This window comes from Sphingobacterium sp. UBA7625, from assembly GCF_002484085.1.
Taxonomy (GTDB): Bacteria; Bacteroidota; Bacteroidia; order Sphingobacteriales; family Sphingobacteriaceae; genus Sphingobacterium; species Sphingobacterium athyrii.
This window is the reverse complement of sequence record NZ_DLJD01000052.1, coordinates 1-22,505: the sequence shown is the minus strand read 5'-3', so window position 1 is coordinate 22,505 and position 22,505 is coordinate 1. Positions and strand designations below refer to the sequence as shown.

Sequence of the window (22,505 nt, the reverse complement as noted above, 5' to 3'; positions counted from 1 at the left end):
AACAAACAAAAGAGCCGTTCCATATGTTGGAACGGCTCTTTTGTTTGTTATATTTTCTTTAGTCCTGAACCTGTTTTTGCTTATCAGCCTGTTTTAATTTTCTTATCTTCCACCAAAGCACGGCTACAGCCAGCACAAAACAGACGACCGCAATGATCGTCAAAGCCCATAGCGCTTTGTTGGTATGGTAGTTTTCCGCATGCTGAATAAATAGCAGTCTAAAAATCCGCAGATAATGTGTCGAAGGAATCACGTTGGCAATCCCCTGTACCCAGCCCGGCATTAAACTCGCCGGCCAGGTAAATCCGCTCAAAATAAAAGCAGGCGTCGCAATTACCATCAAGACCTCCGTTGACTTTAACTGAGAAGGTAAAATCATACTCACTAATACACCAATAAAGCAAACCGCCAGCAGAAACACGAAAGTGCATAACACAAAACGGCCAAAGTCAGCATGCAGAGGCATTCGATAATATTTCCCAAAACCCCAATACAGCAGCAATATTCCAATCGACATCAATACATAAGGCAATATCTTGACGAGAATAAGTCCAATCGGATTGGAAATTTTCCGAACAAGATCAGGGAAGGTATTCCCCTCAAACTCCGAAGAAAAAGATAATGCCAAGCCCAATAACAAGACCTGTTGCAATACGGTGATCAATACTCCGGGCAACATAAAATAGAGGTAATTACCGCTTCGAATATTTTGCTTAACTATCGTTGTCTTAAACGGTTCATATTGTTGAGCGGCCACCTTTGCTGGTACACCACGCTTCATTTGCGCCTGAATCTGAATACCCGCTTTCATCGTCATCGCACAGACGTTAACGGCCATTAACGCCGTATTGGAAGTCAACGTATTCGCACCATCAACGAATACGGTCACCTCGGGTAGACGGCTTTGTTGTACCCCCGAAGCAAAGCCCTTGGGGATATGAACAATGGTTGTTGCATCGTATTGGATCGCAACATCCTTCGAATCAAACAAAGATGGTAATACCTTCGCTACCCGAATGCTTTCATTGTCCGAAAGCATATCTATAAATGAACTACTTAAGGGGCTATTGTCTTCATCAACAACAATAACAGGCATTTCAGTGACCTTTCCCTGTTGGTACACATGACCAACGAGAACACCATACAATACTGGTGCGCCTAAAAAGAGCATCAATAAAACCTTATTGTTAAAAAAGAGCTTAAACTCCCGTTGGATTAATTCTAAAAATCTTTTCACATCCATTCCCTTTAATTCGTATGGAGAACCACAAGCGTTTTTGTTAACAAATCTTTTGTTCCAGCCATATCCTCGGGGACAACCTTTAATTCAAAGAGTGCTTGCTGTGGATCAAAATCTGGATATGCTGAAGCGATATTGGCATAAGAATTCAATGCTTTTACGCTAACGATCTTGGCCGATACCTTTTCGTTGCTCCGATAAGGTATCTCTACGGTTACCACAGCCCCCTTCTGCAATTTCCCGATCTGATTTTCCGGCAGTGTAAACCTAAAATAGATAGAACGGTCAAGAAAGCCATTTACAATGGGATAGCCGGCCATGGCCAGTTCTCCCACTTTGAGATTGATGGTTTCTACGCTCATGTCCTGCGGCGCAATCACATATTTCTCCTGAGCAGCAACATTCACTTCAGACATGGCGCCAAGTGCTCTTTCTTTTTGACCTAAAGCCATAATCTGTTGTTCCTGCCGAGCTCCGCCTCGCGCTTCCGCCATTTCGGCTTGCGCAGCCAAGTATTGGTTTTTTGCGCCTTGGTACTTCGCATAAGTTTCATCATATTTCTGTTGTGGAATCAAACTATCCTGCAATAAGGCTTCAAGTCGACCAATGGATTTCTTCGCAAATTCATACTGCTCTTTCAAGCCATCTACCTTTGCTTGCAGTTGGACTAGCTGTCCTTTGGTCGCACCTTTGACGGCCATATTATATTGTGCGTCGGCAGATTGCAGCGCCCCTTTCGCCTGCTCCTCCTTTGCGTCCACCTCAGGAATACTCAAAATAGCCAAGGTATCCCCTGCGCGGACAAAGTCACCCTCCTCAACTAAGATCCTGGCGATTTTTCCGGGTACCTTTGTGACGACGGTCACCTGTTCACGTTCTACTTTTCCCTCAATAGGTTTTTCTTTCACTTGATTTGTACAGGAAACAAAAATAGACAAGGCCAATATCCCATATAAATTTTTCATGTTACTCATGTATAGTTTGTAATAATTTTCCAGAAGTATGTAATAATTCGACGGCAGCATTTCGTTGCTGCAAAACGTTATTAAAATAACCGAGGTTAACCTTATACCAGTCATTTTCCGCCGCCAGCAACTCCGTCACATCAATCAACCCGGCCTGATATTGCTTTACGGCCATTGATAAGTTGTTTTCAGCGACTTTCAGCTGTTGTTCACCTACTTTCAGTTTTTGATTTCCGGTACTGTAACCTACCTTATTTTTACTTAACAACAGATTAAGTTTTTCCGCTGTATCTTCCCTTTTTGTCGCATTAATGGTTTGGTCAAGCTTAACCTGTTTAATTTTATTATGATGTTCTCCGCCGGTATAGAGGTCCCATTTTACCCCGAGCCCGACCAATAGATTTGGACTTCCTTTGATTGAATTTAAGGGCAGATTCACTGTTCCCAATAGCGGCTGGTCTTTTATGCTCAATTTTGAATTGAATACATTTAAGTAATTTGCCGATCCAAAAGCAAAAACAGCCGGTAGAGATCCCCCCTTTTCCTTTTTGTATAAATAATCATAAGCTTTTGATGATGCTTCCAGGGCTTTAAGTTCCGATCGCTGCTCAACATCATTGGGTATTTCCGACAAAAATATCGGCTTTAGTCCATAGTGAATGCCGCCGACTTCCTGAAAAGAAACTCCAGTTTCCTGCTCAATCTTCTGACAGAGGAGATCACGATTTCCGGCAAGCTCCACCTTCTTCTCCTCTAATTCGAGGAGCGCCAATTTGAGTTTATCTCGATCATAGGGAATAGCCAGGCCATTTTGTATCGCTTTATTGACTTTCTCCTGCTCTTTTTTTAGTCTCTTTTCCGAATCTGCGATAAGTTTGTCGACTTCGTCCAGCAGCATCAACTGGTCAAAAGAAGCGATAATATCCTTTGAGAGCGTCTCTCGGCTCGCAGATTCCAAATATTGTTGTGCCAGGGCTTTCTCTTGGAGTGCCTTTATGCCATTGGGAATCTGTAGTCCTGAAAAAATAATTTGTTTTACCGAAACACCCGCATATGCGGCCTGCCCATGCATGCTGAATCCGGTCGCACCCTCAAAAAGTCCCAGGTTCAGCAGTGGAACATTCACGGTCGGAATATCCACGCTACCATTGCTATGCACATACCCATATAACCCCAATGCGGAAACATGTGGCAGCCTGTTGGCTTTTACTCCTTCGGCTTCCAGCCTTGCTTTATCAACTTCATATGCCTTCAGTTTTAACTCCTTATTTGTTTGAAAGGCCTTTTGAATAATATCTTTTACCGATGGGTCAATCATTGACTGCGCATGCAGCTTATTTAAACCCATAAGCGATGCAAAGGTGAACAAACCCATACATAGTTTCTTATTCATCATATGATTCATTTATTCTTTAAAAAATAGGGCAACAACCGTTCTTCTGTTTAACAGCAAATAGTAAAGTATGTTTTACAACATGCCATTTTTTCCAAGATAAGAAAAAAGTATAGCCCATATATGACTCAAATTCTCGTTTTTGGCTTTATAGCTAAAATATCCAATAAGAAGAGAATCCGTTATTAATTTTCATTTTGTTAATTATTAAGTTATCTTTGGAGAACGAATTGAAATTTTGGTAATGAAGCCGACCTCTTTATTCGATAATAACAAAAAGAAGTTTTTTACCCTAACCCACTTTTGCCTCCACGCAGAAAACTATGTTGCTTACTGATACACATACACACATCTATTACCATTCAGGTACCAATAAACTGCAAGAACACCTACAACGTTGTTTAGACAACAATATAGAACGTCTTTTTTTACCAAACGTAAATAGTGCTTCCATCAAACCTGTATTCGATACGGTTGCAGCTTATCCAGAACACTGTTTTCCTATGTTAGGACTACATCCCTGCGATGTTAAGGAAAACTATGTGGACGAGTTAAACAACATCCAAAAGAGCTTGGAAAATAACAAAGTCCATGCCATAGGTGAAATCGGACTGGATCTTTATTGGGACAAAAGTACGCTAAACATCCAAAAAGATGCTTTTCGAACACAGGTAAAATGGGCTAAGGAACTCAATTTACCGATAGATATTCATTGCCGTGAGGCATTCACCGAATTGTTCGAATTATTGGAGGAACTTAAAGATGATAAGCTATTTGGTATCCTCCATTGTTTCACGGGGACCTTGGAACAGGCTCAGCATGCGATTAACTTGGGCTTTGCACTTGGAATAGGAGGTGTTGTCACCTTTAAAAAAGCAGGATTGGACAATGTCGTCAAAGAAATCGACCTAAAACATATCGTCCTTGAAACAGATGCGCCCTACCTCGCCCCTGTTCCTTATCGGGGTAAAGAAAATGAAAGCAGCTACCTCGTGTATGTTGCCCAAAAGGTTGCCGACCTACACGCGATTTCCGTTGAACAGGTCGCAGAAATTACAACCGCGAATTCAAAACGTATTTTTGGTATATAATCTATAGAATCCCATGCACAATATTTTTATTATCTACACTGGCGGAACCATAGGAATGGTCAAAGACGAAACGGGTACTTTTGTCCCCTTCGACTTCGAGCTAATCAAGCGTAATCTTCCTGATTTAAGCCGTCTGGATTATAAACTGACCGTACACTCTTTCGAACCGATCATCGACTCTTCCAACATGAAACCGGAAATCTGGATTGAAATGGCCCAGATCATCAAAGATAATTATGCGAACTACGATGGGTTTGTCATCTTACATGGATCAGATACGATGGCATTTACAGCGTCTGTGTTAAGTTTTATGCTTGAGGGCCTGCAAAAGCCAGTCATTCTTTCCGGATCACAATTGCCTATTGGAGAGATCCGCACAGATGCACGCGAAAATATGATGACAGCGCTGGAAATTGCTTCTGCCAAACAAGATGGTATTTCGATTATCCAGGAAGTATGCATCCTGTTCGACAACAAATTATTCCGGGGAAACCGCTCTTTCAAATATAACTCAGCCAAATTTGAAGCATTTAGATCCCCCAATTACCCTGTACTTGTCGAAGCAGGCATTCACCTTAAATACAATACCGACGCGTTATTAAATAATATTGACAAAGAATTTATCTTACATACCAAACTGGATAACCGCGTTGCTGTATTGAAACTCTTTCCGGGAATATCCGCGCAGACCATCAAATCTGTCCTGGATTCGGATGTACGATCTATTGTGATGGAAACTTTTGGTTCGGGAAATACCACGACAGATAGCTGGTTTCTAGACCTATTAAAAGGAGCCATAGATCAAGGGAAAAATATCCTTAATATTTCACAATGTAAGGTTGGTTCAGTCGAACTTGGGCGGTACGAAACCTCACAAGGCCTGAAAGCCATCGGTGTGCTCAATGGATATGATCTTACATTTGAAGCTGCTGTCACTAAGCTTATGTACCTCCAGGGCGAGCTCGAAGATCAAAAAGAAGTGGCCTATTGGGTAGAAAAAGATATTCGCGGCGAACTGACGGTTAACGATTAGAAAAAAGTACTATGACCTTTCACCTATCTCCGCCAGGACTTCAGCTACCACAAAATTACTTCCGCCCACAAAAATCAGATCCCCCCTTTCGTATGCAGCCTTCGCCGCAGAAAAAGCCTCCTGTACAGAAGAATATTCTCCACCATTCAGGTCAAAAGCCACGGCCTCCTGACGCAGTAAATCTGGGGGCAGTGCCCTCGGCATATCCGGTGCAGCAAAATAATAAACTGCATCTTTGGGCAGGTAAGGCAACATATGTGTCAGGTCTTTATCGCGCATAGCTCCAATGACAAAATGTAATTTGTTATAGGTAGTCGCATTTAGATTTTTCAACACCTCATGAATGCCGTCCTCATTGTGTCCGGTATCGCAGATGACAAAAGGATCTTTGGAGAGCTGTTGCCAACGTCCCTGGATACCTGTGGTAGACTGAACATGCTTTAAGGCTTCATGTACATGGAACGAGCTGATTTCAAAACCTTGCTTACGTAGTTCATCCACAGCCAAAAGAACACCGGCAAGATTCTTCACCTGATAAGAACCTTTGAGGTCAAGTTGATAAATATCTTCGGCACCATTTCCATCAATCGCTTCAATATGCAGGTAATCCTGGTCAACGCTCAACATCCTGGTCTGATAAACCTGAGATGCAAATTGAATGGGGGCTGCCTCGGCATAAGCCTTATTCAAGAATACAGCTGCTGTTTCGGCAGCATACTCAGAAATGACCACAGGTGTATTTTTTTTAATAATACCTGCTTTTTCGCCGGCAATCTCTACCAATGTATTTCCAAGCAGATTCATGTGGTCAAAACCGATGTTTGTGATCACGGACAATAAGGGTTGAATAATATTTGTACTATCCAGTCTCCCGCCAAGTCCAACCTCAATAACAGCGATATCAACTTTACATTTCTCAAAATAGTCGAAAGCCATCGCTACGGTAATTTCAAAAAAAGAAGGCTGAACATCTTCGATCAGCGCCTTATGCTTTTGAACGAAATCCGTCACAAACTCCTGTTCGCACATGGCGCCGTTGACACGAATACGTTCTCTGAAATCCAGCAGATGGGGTGATGTATAGAGTCCGGTTTTATAACCTGCCTGCGCCAATATCGCCGCCAACATATGAGAGGTAGAACCTTTTCCGTTGGTACCTGCAATATGTAGGGTTTTGAATTTTCGCTGTGGATTATCCAGCGCATTGCAAAGTCTGATGGTATTGTCAAGGTCTTTTTTGAAGGCTGAGGCACCATCCCTTGTAAACATAGGCAATCGAGTATATAAATACTCGATTGCCTCTTTATAAGCATTCATCTGAATGATTTTATCTTAATCTAAAATTGAACACAATCCGCCCTGTTTGGGAATCTGGTGCATTAGCCAATTGATTTAGCCGTGCACCGCGGACAGCACGTTCACATTTCTCCAACAATGTTGGATCCGTGATTGTAGTACCTTTTACTCCCGCACGCGCATAGGTAATCACGCCTTGCTTATTCACTCTGAATTCCACAGCAACCTTACCGGCTTGTTGACCATTATCGTCAATGCTTGGTCGCTGGGTAAAACTACGGTTTTCAATAGACAACATCATATTGCCGTTACCTGATCCCCCCTCACCATAATTACTCGCCAAGGGATCGCCCAACTTAGAACCTTGGTTTCCCGGTGTTGTGCCAGTACCGTCTCCAGCACCCTTGCCATTGTTTTTATTGCCTTTGAAAAGCGCTTTCGCATTTGCCTGTGGTGCTACTTCTTTTGTCTGCTTAGTTGTTTCGGGCGCTTTTGATACCACTTTCTTTTCCGTTTTTGTGACGGCTGGAGCCTCTTCCATATCTTGCGTGACAACTGCTTTTTCGGCAACTTGTTGTGTTGGTGTAGGTGTTGGAGTCTCCACAGGATCTATCCGATCCGGTCGTTCACTATTTGCATTCGGATCAATAGAGGGTTCTTCTACACTCATGTAATCGTCGCCCATCCCCTCTGGAGAAGTTCCATAGTTTACAATCATACCGCCCATACCATACTCATCCGGTTCCTGCGCCTTAAAAACTACAAAGAAACCAATCAAAAGCAGTGATGCCATGACCAATGTAGATATTCCCAAAGCCTTAGGGAAATTATTTTCTTCATGTTGAAGATGATATCGCATTGTATAAATCTCCTATATTAACATATGAGCAATAAACTTCAAAAAAGTTTAATTGCCCCTACTTATCTTTTTTAGGTTCTGTTGCCAGCACCACTTTCACTTTCAGACGATTGGCTACATCCATGACCGAGATCACGTTCTGGATAGGAACAGTATTATCGACATACAGCATAATGGTCAATTCTTCGCCACTGGCCATCTGCGATTGGATTGCTGCTTCCAAACCTTCTACCGGAACAGGATTTTTATCGATAAAATAGCCCAACTCCTTTGTAATAGATACTGTAATTGTCTTTTTTGCAACAGATTGCTCACCTGCGCTTGACTTTGGCAACAATAGCTTGACCACTTGCGGATTCGAAACTGCCGACGCCAACAGGAAAAACAACATCAGGAAAAACATGATGTCGTTTAGCGCTGAAGTATGTACTTCGGCAGATGGTTTATTTTTTCTACTTCGTAAGTTCATTATCTTCCCGGTTCATCCAATAAATCAATAAATTCTACTGCATCGGTTTCCATACGTAAAATCAATCGTTCAACCATCATATTTAAGATATGATAGCCTAAATAAGCCAGGATACCGACAGCAAGACCTGACGCTGAAGATACCATTTTCACATATAGACCACCGGATACGGATGCAATGTCGATACCACCCGCCAATTCTACCTCATGGAAAATCTTGATTACCCCAAAGATAGTACCAACGAAACCAAGCATCGGAGCGATCCCGGCGATAATACCAAGGATATTGATATTTTTCTCCAATTTAGCTACTTCCAATTTACCGACATTCTCGATAGCCCCCTCAATGTCTTTGATCGGCCTGCCCACGCGTAACAGTCCTTTTTGCAACATGCGTCCTAAGGCCGAGTTGCTGGAGCGGCATACAGCCAACGCAGAGTCTAAATTTCCAGACAATACATTTGCTTTCACCTGAGACATCAAACTATTATCGTATCTGGCGGCTCTGCGAATGGTCAGATAGCGTTCAAAAAAGATAACCAATCCAATAAAGAACAGTAATAGGATTGGAATCATTATCCATCCCCCTTTGATCATCATATCGATCAAACTCATGTTTTCTGTACTAGCAGCAGCAGGTAATGGTTGTTGCGCAGCTTGATTAAACGTATCTACAGCAGCCCTTGCTGTATCTTGCACTAATGACATAATTATTAATAGTTTTATATAGTTTCTATAATGTTTCTACCCAAGCACCTTCAATTTTTGCCGCTACAGATTTTTGAGCGAGGTCAGCCTCTGCTTTTGTCATGTAGGTATTCAAGATGATCTTCTTTCTATTCCTTTTATACTTTCCTTCCACAGCGCGTGCAGTCTTGTAGCCTAGCATCCGAAGACGTTTTGCCTCTTGCTCTGCCTGAGCCATTGTCCGTGCCGAACCGATCACAACCTGATATTTCGGCTGTGCTACGGGTATGGATTCTTTAATGACTGGATCCGCCTGCAAAACAGGAGCAGCTTTCCCAGCCGCCGCTGTATTCTTGCCTACTTCTACGGCTGTACCCTTTAGCGAATCCGCCGTTGTTTTTGCTAAGGAATCCACTTTTTTTAAACTGTCCGCGGCGAGCACGTTGGATGATGAATCAGCAGTTGGCAGATTATTTTTCTGAACGGCTGTATCAGCAGCGGTTTTTAGTGCGCGCCGGGCTCCACCAAACAACGAATTTTTCAATCCCGGATTCGTATACAATACGCCTACAGCAATCATGACCAGTACAATGGCTGCTGTTAGCCAGTACCAGATCGCATTCGAATTGCGTGGCTCCTCTTCGTAAATATGGGGGGCATAAGCAGAATTTGCAGCAGCAATTGCGCCAACTTCTTTCTGCGTGTCAATTTGCTCCTCCGTAGATGTTATGGTATCCTCCGGACTAGCTATAGCTGGTACTGCCACGGCGTCCAATAGTTCGGCATCCACAGGGCTAGCCTCTTCTTCAGCTTCTGGGGTATCGGACTCAATCTCCGATTCAACAATAGCTTCAGCAACCGGAAGCGAATCTGCATCGGCAAGAGCCGCGGACTCTTGTTCCTCCTGCTTAGCTTGCTCTTCATTTTCAACACTGTCTGTTGCTTCAACGACAGGTTCTTCTGCATTGATTTCCCCAACGACATGTTCTGATGGGACAGATTCGACCGACTCAGCAAGCCTGTGTTCATCTTCGCGCACCGGAATAACTGTTTCGATTTCAGGACCAACAAGATTGACAACAGGTTGAAAATTAAAGCCAGAGAGGTCCAGCGGTTTAAAAACCAAACTCGAACCATAGCTTATCAACAGACCGAGATCTTCCAGCTTCGCTTGACCAAATTGTCCCAGATCATTTCGCAATGCCCTAACGGTATCATCCAATATTTGCTGCGCCTGCACCAAACTCAAATGCTCCTGCTGTTGGATATAATGCACGATATTGAATCCCCGTTGTGCGGAATAGTCCAGCTCAACATAAGAAATGGGGGGCAAAAACACATTGTTCTGTTTATCGAATTGAGCCGGAGAATGAATTCTTTTGAACACACCTATTCCGGGCACGTATACTTCCGCATAGCGTCTTAATAAACTATTGATGTCTTTGCCTAGATTCATTGTTCTCTGATTTAAAATGCAAATTTATAATCTTAATTCGTTAAAACGAATAATTAAGACCACCAATTACATTGAAGCCCAATCTTGGATAATACATGTAACGTTCATATTCCTTTCCAAAGATATTATTTGCTTTCACGAAAACACCAAATTGTTTTTTAATTCGGTATTCAGCACCAGCATTTAAATCAGCAAAGGAAGCAATCGTCACCTTGTGACCACTCTCCGCTATACGAGTACCATCACTGTTATAATTGTAAACATACGCATAGGTATTACCTTGGCTAGAAAGCTCTGCATCGACGAAGAATTTATCCGAGATATTGAACCTTGCATTGGCTTGTAGCCTGAATTTCGGTAAGCCCCAGGCCTCTTCCTCATCGCTCAGGTTATAGTCATCAATAAATACTTTTCCACCTAAATTAACCAATTGTGATAAACGTACGTTGATCTCTCCTTCCAGTCCCATATGCTTCGCTTTGTTGATCTGGCCATCATATACCACATCAAAAGCCCAAGGAATATAACCGTTCTGGTCATTGCCAAATGTACTATTTTTAAATAAAGGTAATCCTTCGATCTGTTTGTAAAACACCTTTACTTTATAACCAAATGTTGCACCGGCATTACCTTTTAAACCACCATACACATTCAATTTTTCAATGGAATTGGCGATCCTGACGTTTGGTGCCAAATAAGGATTTTCCTTCGCAAAATTTCGGAAGGACCCCTGTCTTACATTACCATTAACTCCGGCAAATAAAGAGATATATTCCGGAGCCAAAGAAAAATCTGCTTCAACTGACGGAAAAACATTAAAACGGGACTCATCACCAAATTCCGAAGTCAGGTTAGCTCCCAAAGTGACATTATAGTTATCCCCCTTAAATCGAATGTACGGATTGATCAAAAACAAATTGTTCTTCACATTTGCCGTATCATTTTCGTTTTTGACATCGTTCATGGTGACACTCAGGTTGGCTCCAACATTGAAAGCGCTCATGCGTTTGTTGAGATAACCGGACAGCGCAAAAGAATTTTCTTTTGCCTTATAAGCATCCTTAAATAGGTAACCATCTACCTTTGCAGCGTAGCTCATCGCCTGCTCATTTTTTGGATCAACATTACTTGCCAGTTCACCATTTAAATAAATATCGGTGAATGTTTGCTTGTCCGGGGTAATATTCAATAATGTCGTCCCTGGTTGGTCAAATGTCTGACCGTAGAAATTTGTGCCATACCTATTGTAGCCTAAGGTACCTTTTACAGTCACGGCATCCAGCACACGGCGTCCGAAAATACCAATATCCTGTGTACTGAATTTCTGTCCATCAATATTGCCCTTTTGGCTTAAGTGTTTTGCAAATAGCCCAAAACGCGTATTTTCAAACTGCTCGGATGCCAAATATGCTTCACCTAAAATCGAGTTATAATTACCTATTCCAAATTTGACATAATTGCTGCTGTGTTCAAAAGGTTGTGCAAATGGTATTTCCTGCACATTCAATTGTTTCAGACCAGTATTGATATCCAATTTTTTATCAATGATATTACCGTAGTTTAATTTGGGCTGATATTCCCGTTTGTTGGTCATATCAGGACTACGACGGATTTTTACAGCATCAGCAAGAATCGGTTTGTAATCGCGAACAACATCAAAAGAATCAATAGTGACCGGTTTTTCAGGATCATTCTTCTTGCCTGTTTCCTGTGCAAAAGAATTCAATCCCACGCCCATCAAAAGCGCCGCTAAGGTATATTTCTTCACATTTCTATTTTGCAACTTCTTCATTGTATCCTATTTCTTTTTGTTGTTCAATTTATTTAGACGCTCTTTTGCAGCAGGCAAAATATCGTCTTTCGCATCGTAGTTATCCACAATTGATTCCAATGTCGCTTTCGCCTGGAATGTATCGCCTTTACCCGCATAGGCATCAGCCATCGTGATAAAGCTTTTCGCTACCCAATATTCATAAGAGGAGAAATTGTCAGACAAATCCATTGCCGTTTTAATACAGGCATCGTACTGTTTATTTTCCAATTGAATAACAGCGACATTATATTTTGCTTCCGCACCATATACGGTACGACTCTTCAAAGCTGCTAAACTGAATTCCTTCATCGCCTCAGTTTTCTTATTCTGCTTCACATAGCATTTTCCTGCATACAAGAATGCGTTCGCGATCTCTTCTTCAGAAGATTTCTCGTAATTTTTCACCGCGTTCGTGTAGTTTAACGCTTCTTTGTAATCTCCGATTTCATAATAAGAAACCATTAGATTATTGATTGCAAAACCGTAGTTAGATTTGTATTCAGAGGTAAGCTCCAATTTTTTCAACAACTGTGTTGCTTCGTTATATTTCTTTTGTTTCAAATATAAATTTGAAACAGAAATCAGTGTACGTTCAGTATACGGAGAGGTCCAGTCATTCAAGATAACGTTATAATCGTGTAAGGCATCTTCGGTATTTCCCAATGCCGCATTACTTTCCGCACGAACAAAGCGCGCATATTTCTCTTGATTTGGTTTCGGGAATTTATCGAAATAAGCATTTACAGCCTCGACTGCTCCTTTGTAATTTCCTCTCGAGAATAAAGTCGTTGCTGTTGAGAACGAACGTGAATCTTGTTCTGACTTCGAGACATCACCTAAATTGGTTCCCGTGGCATATTTGATATACCCCGTCGCATCCCCTTTATCCAGATAGATATTCTCAATTGATCGCATGGCCTGTCTAGCTTCATCCGTAGAAGCGTATTGATCAACGACACGTTGGAACGTTGCCAAAGCTGCATCATTGTTGTCCTGATTATATTGAACCAACCCGATTGTTACTAAAGCACGTGGCACATAACTGCTTCGCGGATATTTTTCAACCATCGTTTGAAGTCCGGCAATTGCCTGATCGCTTTCTCCCATCAAGAAACGGGTGTAAGGAATTTCAAAAGCAATATCATCCGCATAATTAGAATTTGGGAACTGAGCAATAACAGCATTCAATGTTGAAATTTTGCCATTATTATCGCCTTGCAATCCTTGAATAATACCTCTTTGAAATAAAGCATAATCCTGACTAGGCGCTTTAGACGATATTAATTTGTTATATTCCGTTAATGCTCTTCCGTAATTTTTCGATGAGAAGTATGAATCACCTAAACGTGCGATGGCATCATTACGTGTATTCATCTCTATGCCTTTAGAACCGCCAGAGGCTAAGAAGCGTTCAAAGTAATTCGCAGCCGTATTATAGTTTCCGTTACGGAAAGCTGCGTAAGCTAAGGCGTAATTTGCATAACTGTATACATCGGTTTTATTTGCCCCCGGCAAACGTAAGAATTTATTGAAATTCGTTACCGCCTCACCGTATTTGCGTACTTCATACATCGCTTCTGCCTTCCAGTAAGTAGCCAAAGCGTAGATTTCTTCGTCATAACGATGCTGTTCAGAACGCATGAACAAAGAAATTGCATTTTCAAAAGCACGCTCATTATAATACTCCAGACCCCGATAATAGGTTACTTTTTGATAAGCAGCATTAGCCTCTTTTCCCCGTTTTGGAATAGACTCTAAAATATCGACCGCATCACGGTAGTTTTTAGTGCTCAACAAGACTTCCGCCAATAGCGTTTTCGCTTCTTCCTGGCGTTGTGATTTTGGATAAGTTTTTAAATATTCCTGCGTAGAAGCCAGGGCGACCTGATGGAACTCTAATTCATACGACAGCTTCGCATAGTTAAACAACCCCTCTTCTTTCATCGCTGGATCAAAATCCAATTTGGAGGCTCTGAAAAACGCGTTACGTGCAGACTGCTTATTTCCTTTTTTCAGGAAGCTGTCCCCCAGGGTAATCATGGCCGACTGGTAATAAGCATCAGGCTCCGTCATTTTCTCCAGCTCTGTGATAGCCTTATCGTAATCCTTTAGCTTGTAAGCGATATAACCGATCTGATAGCTATCTTGATTATTTTGGGTCTTGCCCTGATCTTGTGCCTGGAACTTATCGTAATAATCTTTTGATGTTTTTAAGTCACCTTTGATAAAGTATGTCGCCGCGATAATGCGGAACATCTCTGTTTCATTTTCTTGTTTTGTTTTTGACAAAATTGGTAACGCATAGTCCAATACATCGTCGTAGCGTTTATCCAAGAAATACAGAGCAGTGATATAATAAGGGTAACTATTTTCGAATTGTTTAGATCCATTTAGACGTTCAAATTCATTCAATGCCGTTTTATATTCCGCATCTAAATAACATAAATACGCATAGTAGTAGATTGAGGCTTCCTGAAATTCAGTTTTCTGATCTTTCAATCCCTCAAATAAGGGCTTTGCTGTCTTATAATCTTTCGTCATGAAAGAGGCGTAACCCAATTTAAAGCGATATTCTACATTTTCTTTACCGGCGAGATTTTTACTGTCAATCTTTGTAAACCATTCAATTGCCTTAACATAATCCTTTTTAGCATAATATGATTTACCTATCTGAAAGTAAGCGGCTTTAGAATTGGCGCTTACAGGGAAATCTTTAATATATTTTAGGAAACGATTTTCGGCATCTGACTCGCCCAATTCCAAGGCGCATACCGCTTGGTAATACCGCACATTTTCCTTTAATAAAGATAGCTCCTCCGTCTCGTCCAATTGTAGGTTGGATTTCGTCCGCAAGGCCTCCACACGATCAAATTGTGCCGATGCGGATCCGAATTTTCCGCGTTCATACAATTCCATTCCAGTCTTGTATGCCTTGTTGATTTGTTGCCATTCTGTCTGTTGCGCTAATGCTGGCGTCGCCATAACGGTTAGTGCAACTCCCACCTGGTAAATCTTCTTATACATAATATGTGAAACCTTAATATGTTATTTATCTGCAAATGTAAATGAATCTCCCTTCAAACCGAGGTAAATTTGCCTTGACATGCAAATTTAATGACCTCTCCTCTTTGATTGGCCGCTTTAAGGTAAGCCAAAATTTATTGAAAATCAATTCAAACCTCCCCCTTTTGAGAGATAGTTTTATTCATTTTACTAAATTATACTTTAATTGAGCTATTTTACACAAAAGTTATTAACATCTGTGAATAATCCAGTATTATAACGGAAATTTTGCACAAAAAATATGCCCGACCAAAAATAAAGTCAGGCATAATATTGTTGATTGATGAATCTGTCAATTTCGTCCTCCGGTATCTAAAACTGGCTCAAAATCAAAATTCAGTTAGCCGCGTTGTCCGGCCAAAAGATACAATACCGCCATCCGAACAGCAACTCCATTTTCAACCTGATCCAGGATAATGGAGTGTTCACTATCGGCAACATCGGAGGTGATTTCGACCCCACGGTTGATCGGTCCGGGGTGCATAATCGTAATCGGTTTTTCCAAAGAATCCAAGATTTCCTTATTTAAACCATATAACATGGAGTACTCTCTCAAAGATGGAAAATAGGCAATATCCTGACGTTCCAGCTGGATGCGTAACATATTTGCCACATCACACCAATTCAGTGCTTTTCTCAGGTCATGCTCCACCTTTACACCCAAAGAAGTAATATGCTTAGGAATTAATGTGGTTGGTCCGCATACCATGACTTCAGCACCCTGTTTTTGAAGACATAGAATATTTGATAAGGCCACCCGGGAGTGGGTTATGTCACCAATAATAGCAACTTTACGTCCCGCTACATCGCCAAAGCGCTCGCGTATTGAAAAGGAGTCCAAGAGCGCTTGCGTAGGATGTTCATGTGCCCCGTCGCCAGCATTCACAATTTGCGCATCGACATGTTTACTTAAGAACACACCTGCTCCGGCGTAGGGATGTCGCATCACAATCATATCCACCTTCATCGCAAGGATATTGTTGACGGTATCAATCAAAGTCTCCCCTTTACTCACGGAAGAAGAAGAAGCCGCAAAATTGACAATATCAGCAGATAGTCTTTTCTCAGCAAGTTCAAAAGAAAGCCGCGTACGTGTTGAATTTTCAAAAAACACATTGGCAATGGTGATATCCCGTAGAGAAGGCACCTTTTTGATCGGTCTATTTAATACCTCTTTAAAATTACTCGCTGTATCCAGAATCAATTGGATATCTTGTTCATTTAGATCTTTGATTCCCAACAAATGGCGAGTACTTAATTGTTCTACTGCAGCTGACATTTTATAGTATATTCAAGTATTTACTAATCATTTTTTAATTGAAGTGTTCGTTCCCAAGGGGCCTATTAGAACCTTCCGTTATTTCTTTACTGAACCGGATTTCTAATCATTACCCAAAGGTTTTTTCTCCGTGACCAAGATAATGCTATCCTGATCGTCAGATTCTTTCCAGTTCACAATGACTTTTTGTGAATCTATAGAATCAACTTGTATTCCAATATAATCGGGTTGAATCGGAATCTGCCTGGAGAAGCGACGATCGACTAAAACAAGCAATTCAATGCTTCTTGCTCTTCCAAATGCCTGTACAGCATCCATGGCTGCGCGAATGGTGCGTCCTGTCCACAAGACATCATCAATAAAAATAACGTCTTTACCTTCTACAATAAAATTGATATTTGTACTATTTGCTAACAACGGACCTGCATTACCTTTTGTACGGAAATCGTCCCGATAGAATGTAATATCCAGATCACCGACCAAGATCGGTTTTTCGATCATGCGTTCAAGTTCTTTGACAATACGTCTAGCTAAGAAAGTTCCTCTTGGTTGAATACCTATGACGACAGCATTTGAAAAATCACCGTGATTCTCAATCAATTGACGACATAGTCTTTGAATGGTGATTTGAAATTTTGGTCCGTCTAATAAAATCGACTGTTTCATTATGGGAATGTTTGAGCAAAGCTACACTTTTTTTAACAAAAACTATCGCTCGTTTCCCAATTAATTTCAATATTTCAACTCGTTTCCGGCATTAACGAAGAGACTAATAAATTTAAAACAACCGCTCATCAAAGCAGATAAACGAGCTCATTGACATTCTTTCTGGCACCACACGGCACATATCAGTTCCGAGGGTGCCCAGCTTTCTGGCCCATCACCTATCCGGTATAAAAAACACCGAAGCGATACACCTGTTTTAGTCATTTTTCTTATTGCCTCGTGCAAAAAAATATACAGGCAGCCCTATCAATACCAGTATAAAACCCGGCCAGGTATACTGCGGCTTGTAGATGATTAACAGTAGGCAAAATACCGTACCAATAAGTAGGTAGATGATTGGTGTAAAAGGGAATAAAAATGTTTTGTAGGAACGGGCCAACTCAGGTTTACGGATACGCTGAATAATAACGCCCAGTACCGTAATCATATAAAAGATGACAATAACGAAAGAGATCATATCCAACAGATTGCCATACTGGCCACTTAAACAGAGCAAGGAGGCCCAGATACCCTGTAACCATAATGAGCGGGCAGGCACATCATATTTGTTGTTGGGGATAGCCTGTTTTAAGAATAAACCATCTTTGGCCATGGTCTGAAAAACCCGTGCTCCGGACAGCGCAAGACCATTGACACAGCCAAAGGTTGATATCATCACCAAGATGGCCATCGCTATTGTACCGGTATGTCCCAACATCTTTTCAGCAGCAGCGATTGCGACCCGATCATTGGTGGCAAAAGCGATCTCTTCACGGCTCAGCGCAGAAAGATAGATGTAGTTACAACAGATGTATAAAAGCATAACGAGGCTGGTTCCGATGACGAGCGCACGAACCACATTACGCTGAGGGTTCACAATCTCACCCGACACAAAGGTCACATTTTCCCAGGCAACACTACTAAAGACCGACCCAACCATAGCCGCTGCCAGCCCCCCCATTAAAGCGCCACCGGAAATTCCCATCCAACCCTCACCTTTCAAATTCTGAAAAGCCTCCCAGCTGTACGCCATATTCTCCGAAAAATGATTTTCTTTGATCAAGAACAGGCCGCCGACGATCAATAGAACTAATGCAATAATTTTTGCTGAAGTAAAAAAAGACTGCACAGACTTGCCGCTCTTAATCCCGCGCGTATTGATATAGGTTAGCAAGAGAATCACACCCATCGCCAGTATCTGTATCCAGGTAATCTTAAACTCACCGCGTTGAAAAATTGGTGCCGCATCGTTCAGTTGCGGAATCAAATAGGCGGTAAACTTACCAAAAGCAACCGCAACAGCTGCTATCGTACCCGTTTGAATAACCGTAAATAAGCTCCAACCATACAAAAAGCCAATCGGTTTTCCGAACACTTCGGTGAGATAAGTATATTGTCCACCAGCTTTGGGATACATTGAGGATAGCTCACCGTAACAAATAGCTGCCGCAACAGTCGCGACAGCAGTCAGTAACCATACAATTGCCAACCAGTATCCTGAGCCCAGTTGCCGCATCATATCACTCGACACAATAAAGATCCCACTTCCGATCATCGAGCCCATGACCAGCATAATCGCATCCCACAATTTCAGTTGACGTTTCATCATAATATCAGGTTGGTTTTATGCCGTTAAGCTAAGAAAAAATAATCAAAAAACCTTCATGCATTCACAAACACCAAAAGCCATGAAACCGACTGAAGATTCTTGCTGACCAATAAGAAATACACTTTTAGAAAAAAAGAGCTGCCCTCAGCTACATCCTATTCAAAAGATTATTATTTGAACAGGTGCAGCCTAGGGCAGCTCCTTCTGATTGAACGATGGTGTGAAAGATTATTCTACACCATATTGTTGTTTATACGATTTTTCCAGTTCAGTCACCTGTTGCAGCAATTGTTTTTCCGAAGTGGAAGCCAATATACTTTTATAAGCACCCAGAGCCCGTAAAGCCGTCCCTATATTTGAATATTCCAGTTCAGCTTTTGTTTGAGCGATATCCTGATACCAGCGCATATTCTGCGTCATAAATTTCAGATTACGATTGACAATTTCATTCGCACGCTTGTTTTCACCTGTTTCATACAATACATTGACAATTGGAATATAGCCCAATACATCACGCATCAAGTACACACGTTTCGGCATTTTCTCATAAGTCTCAACGGCCACTTTACGCGCTTCATCTTTATGGCCTTCCATCATTAACTGTGTTGCCGTTCCGCCCATCACTGTATTGGTGATCATGGTGATCATGCGGTAGGATTCAGGATCTAAATAAGAAGCATTCGCCATATTACCCCATTGATATTTTGTTGTAATATCCTTAAAAGCAGACTGTGTATCCACTAAAGTTCCTTCAGATCCCACAGGAGTCTCAATCGGCATCAAACGCAAGGCAAAACCTTCTTGTACCAGGTACTTATCCAATCCAAGGTAGTTATCGTTTGGAACGGTCGCCGCAAAATAAATCGGACGCTTCCAGTTATTGTTCACCAGAACATTTAGGATCGACAGTTCCGCTCTTGACACGTAGTTTCGATTATACGTCCATGTCATTGTATCGACAATAGATTCCTGCCATGCTTTGGGAACCACATTATTTTTCAGCACAGCATCCTTGTTTACCGGAAGGCTAAAATTTTTGGTCGGTAAAAAGTTTTCAAATTTACCACCACGCAATTCTAATTTATTTTTTTGGTCATCAGACAATAAGATCTGCATCACCAAATCAAGATCTACGTGACCGGGTACTTTCATATCTTGATAATAAAGCACCTCACGGACACCTTTTTTGAACTTTTCGTCATCAATATTGATTGGCAATCCATCCGCTTGGTTCACCTTTTGTTTCATCTGACGCATATACCAGTCAGAACTCAACAAGCTCAGGTTGACCACCCGTACATCGGGACGATAATTTTCAACTTCTTGCACATACCATAACGGATAGGTATCGTTGTCACCATAGGTGAATAAAATGGCATTGGGTGCACAGGAAGCCAGGTAGTTTTTGGCTAAGTCACGTGCGGTTGTTTTCTCTGAACGATCGTGATCATCCCAGTTTTGGAATCCCAGTAATACTGGAGCCCCCAGTAAACAGGCCGCTGTAGCCACCCCTGCGGCCATCTTCCCATCCACCTTTTTACTTAAATAATCCGCAATAGCGAATACGCCCAAACCGATCCATATCGCAAAGGCGTAGAATGATCCCGCATAGGCATAATCACGCTCACGTGGCTGCAATGGGCTTTGATTCAAGTATAAGACAATAGCTAGACCTGTAAAGAAAAACAGTAATCCTACGATTCCGGCATCACGTTGTCTTCGGCCAAAGTGCCAAAATGCGCCGATTAAACCTATGATTAGCGGCAAGAAATAATATTTATTATTTGAAGGATCAGTTTTCAACGAATCCGGAATGGCATTTTGTCCACCATTATGCATTTGGTCAATCGGCTTGATACCCGCTTGCCAGTTTCCCTCTGTGAATGTTCCTTGGCCTTGTTGGTCATTCTGACGGCCAGCGAAATTCCAAAGGAAATAACGGCCATACATGTGTCCAATTTGATAACTAAAAAAGAATTTCAGATTATCCCCAAATGTTGGCGATTGTCCTTCAGGAATCTTTAGGTAATCGCGGTAATATCCATCATGTCCATCGCGGTTGCTATAAACACGGGGAAAGAACATGGTCTTATCGTATTTATAATTCATACCATTCTCTACTTTCGTATATTTATCACTGTCTTTTCGATAAGTATAAGTTGCCTCAGCATCCACTACTTGAGCATCGAAAGTCGGCCCGTTTAGAAGTGGCTCACTCGTATATTGCTCACGTCCCAAATAACTCACAAAAGAAAAGGCATTGTCCGGATCACTATTATTTAATGTAGGGTTCGCTTTGGCGCGTACCATGATCATCGCAAACGAGCTATAACCAAAGATGATAAATGCGGTACTGATCAGGATCAGGTTCAGCATCGGTTTTGCTTTTTTGATCGAGTACCAGATACCATAAACAAAAAGAGCGATGAGCAATATAAAAAACAGATTAAATCCGGTACCGAAGCCCATGCCCAGACTATTCACAAAGAATAAATCAAAATAAGCGGCAGCTTTGACAGTGTATTGGATAATACCCCATAAAATCAGGGCCAGCACAACGACACCAATCAGGAATGCTTTGGTTGCTCCCGAAGAAGTCACTGTTTTTGAGCGTTTAAAATAAATCACCAAGGCGATGGCCGGAATCACAAGAAGGTTCAATAAGTGCACCCCGATTGACAAGCCCATCACATAGGCTATAAAGATCAGCCAACGGTCAGCACCAGGCTCATCAGCATGATTTTCCCATTTTAAGATCCCCCAAAATACAACAGCGGTACAAAGCGAAGACATGGCATACACCTCAGATTCAACAGCGGAAAACCAAAATGTATCCGTGAATGCATAAGCCAATGCACCGACAGCACCTGAACCAAATATTTTAATCAAGTCCGTTGCGGTATAGGACTCGCCGACTCCTTTTGCAACGACTTTCTTTGCCAGTGCTGTGATCGTCCAGAACAAAAACAGAATCGTCAGACCACTACAAACAGCAGATCCCACATTCATCCAAAAAGCGATCCGTGTGACATCACCTCCGGCAAGATTGGAAAAGATGTTTTGAATCATTAAGAATAATGGTGCTCCCGGCTGGTGCACAATTTGAAGTTTAAAGGCTGAGGCAATAAACTCACCACAGTCCCACCAACTCGTCGATCGTTCGGCAGTCATGACATATGCTACTGTTGCAATGAGCGCACATATCCATCCTAAAAGATTGTTGATTTTAGTATAGTTCATAAAATGATAACTGTAAAAGTATTATAATACGGCTCGAAAATAAGGATAAGTTAATAAGAAATGAACTTTATTCTGATTTTTTAACACATATTAATTGAAAATTTTCATTACGCGATGCAATATTGGCTGTAAAGAAAGCAGAACAAAGCCATTGATAAGCTGGAGCAGGCCAATACCTAAGCTAAAAAACAGTAAGTATGTCTTAAATTTTCGGGCAAAACAAAAATTATTTATTTGAAAATCAAGCCCAATGCACTTTACAACACATTTTTATTTGCAGAAATAGGAATAGTCCGTATATTTGCATC

16 protein-coding genes are annotated in these 22,505 nt (G+C 41.5%); 2 read left to right on the top strand and 14 right to left on the bottom strand.

All coding sequences use genetic code 11. The features are described from left to right. Positions 1-58: 58 nt before the first annotated feature. The 3 genes from B4G94_RS22740 to B4G94_RS22730 are packed head-to-tail and all read right to left on the bottom strand — an operon-like array spanning position 59 to position 3,601. Positions 59-1,237 (bottom strand): ABC transporter permease, encoded by a 1,179-nt coding sequence (locus B4G94_RS22740; protein ID WP_286862193.1) that lies wholly within the window; start codon positions 1,235-1,237, stop codon positions 59-61. An 11-nt stretch (positions 1,238-1,248) separates the two neighbouring features. Beyond that, on the bottom strand, positions 1,249-2,205 hold the full coding sequence (locus B4G94_RS22735) for an HlyD family secretion protein (protein ID WP_286862192.1): 957 nt from the start codon (positions 2,203-2,205) through the stop codon (positions 1,249-1,251). A gap of 1 nt (position 2,206) precedes the next feature. Then, a complete protein-coding gene (locus tag B4G94_RS22730) occupies positions 2,207-3,601 on the bottom strand; it encodes a TolC family protein (RefSeq protein WP_241254846.1) in 1,395 nt (464 codons plus the stop codon). Between the two features lie 320 nt (positions 3,602-3,921). Between B4G94_RS22730 and B4G94_RS22725 the strand changes: the two genes are divergently transcribed. Both B4G94_RS22725 and B4G94_RS22720 read left to right on the top strand, forming a co-directional pair. Continuing rightward, on the top strand, positions 3,922-4,689 hold the full coding sequence (locus B4G94_RS22725) for a TatD family hydrolase (protein WP_108635077.1): 768 nt from the start codon (positions 3,922-3,924) through the stop codon (positions 4,687-4,689). A 13-nt stretch (positions 4,690-4,702) separates the two neighbouring features. Next, positions 4,703-5,722 (top strand): asparaginase, encoded by a 1,020-nt coding sequence (locus tag B4G94_RS22720; protein WP_286862190.1) that lies wholly within the window; start codon positions 4,703-4,705, stop codon positions 5,720-5,722. A 9-nt stretch (positions 5,723-5,731) separates the two neighbouring features. Here the strand turns inward: B4G94_RS22720 and B4G94_RS22715 are convergent, their stop codons facing one another. From B4G94_RS22715 to B4G94_RS22665, 11 genes are all read right to left on the bottom strand, one after another. Further along, a complete protein-coding gene (locus tag B4G94_RS22715) occupies positions 5,732-7,039 on the bottom strand; it encodes a bifunctional folylpolyglutamate synthase/dihydrofolate synthase (protein WP_286862188.1) in 1,308 nt (435 codons plus the stop codon). A 10-nt stretch (positions 7,040-7,049) separates the two neighbouring features. Beyond that, entirely contained in the window at positions 7,050-7,877 is an 828-nt protein-coding gene (locus B4G94_RS22710; protein ID WP_108635074.1) for an energy transducer TonB, read from the bottom strand. A 58-nt stretch (positions 7,878-7,935) separates the two neighbouring features. Then, positions 7,936-8,346: an ExbD/TolR family protein gene (locus B4G94_RS22705; RefSeq protein WP_108635073.1), complete on the bottom strand. Its 411-nt coding sequence runs from the start codon at positions 8,344-8,346 to the stop codon at positions 7,936-7,938. Next, a complete protein-coding gene (locus B4G94_RS22700) occupies positions 8,346-9,053 on the bottom strand; it encodes a MotA/TolQ/ExbB proton channel family protein (protein WP_108635072.1) in 708 nt (235 codons plus the stop codon). Before B4G94_RS22700 ends, B4G94_RS22705 begins: the two co-directional genes overlap by 1 nt. A 25-nt stretch (positions 9,054-9,078) precedes the next feature. After that, positions 9,079-10,488: an SPOR domain-containing protein gene (locus B4G94_RS22695; RefSeq protein WP_286862184.1), complete on the bottom strand. Its 1,410-nt coding sequence runs from the start codon at positions 10,486-10,488 to the stop codon at positions 9,079-9,081. Positions 10,489-10,528: 40 nt separating this feature from the next. Further along, positions 10,529-12,280, bottom strand: coding sequence for a TonB-dependent receptor (locus B4G94_RS22690; RefSeq protein ID WP_286862182.1), 1,752 nt, complete (start codon positions 12,278-12,280; stop codon positions 10,529-10,531). A gap of 6 nt (positions 12,281-12,286) precedes the next feature. Then, entirely contained in the window at positions 12,287-15,325 is a 3,039-nt protein-coding gene (locus B4G94_RS22685; protein ID WP_165309114.1) for a tetratricopeptide repeat protein, read from the bottom strand. A 379-nt stretch (positions 15,326-15,704) separates the two neighbouring features. Continuing rightward, positions 15,705-16,643, bottom strand: coding sequence for an aspartate carbamoyltransferase catalytic subunit (locus tag B4G94_RS22680; RefSeq protein ID WP_108635068.1), 939 nt, complete (start codon positions 16,641-16,643; stop codon positions 15,705-15,707). Between the two features lie 102 nt (positions 16,644-16,745). Then, positions 16,746-17,309, bottom strand: coding sequence for a bifunctional pyr operon transcriptional regulator/uracil phosphoribosyltransferase PyrR (gene pyrR / locus B4G94_RS22675; protein WP_108635067.1), 564 nt, complete (start codon positions 17,307-17,309; stop codon positions 16,746-16,748). Between the two features lie 256 nt (positions 17,310-17,565). After that, the gene (locus B4G94_RS22670; protein ID WP_286862180.1) at positions 17,566-18,957 is read right to left on the bottom strand and encodes an APC family permease; all 1,392 of its coding nucleotides are present in this window, start codon (positions 18,955-18,957) and stop codon (positions 17,566-17,568) included. Between the two features lie 228 nt (positions 18,958-19,185). Beyond that, a complete protein-coding gene (locus B4G94_RS22665) occupies positions 19,186-22,197 on the bottom strand; it encodes a DUF2723 domain-containing protein (protein ID WP_286862179.1) in 3,012 nt (1,003 codons plus the stop codon). Positions 22,198-22,505 lie beyond the last annotated feature (308 nt).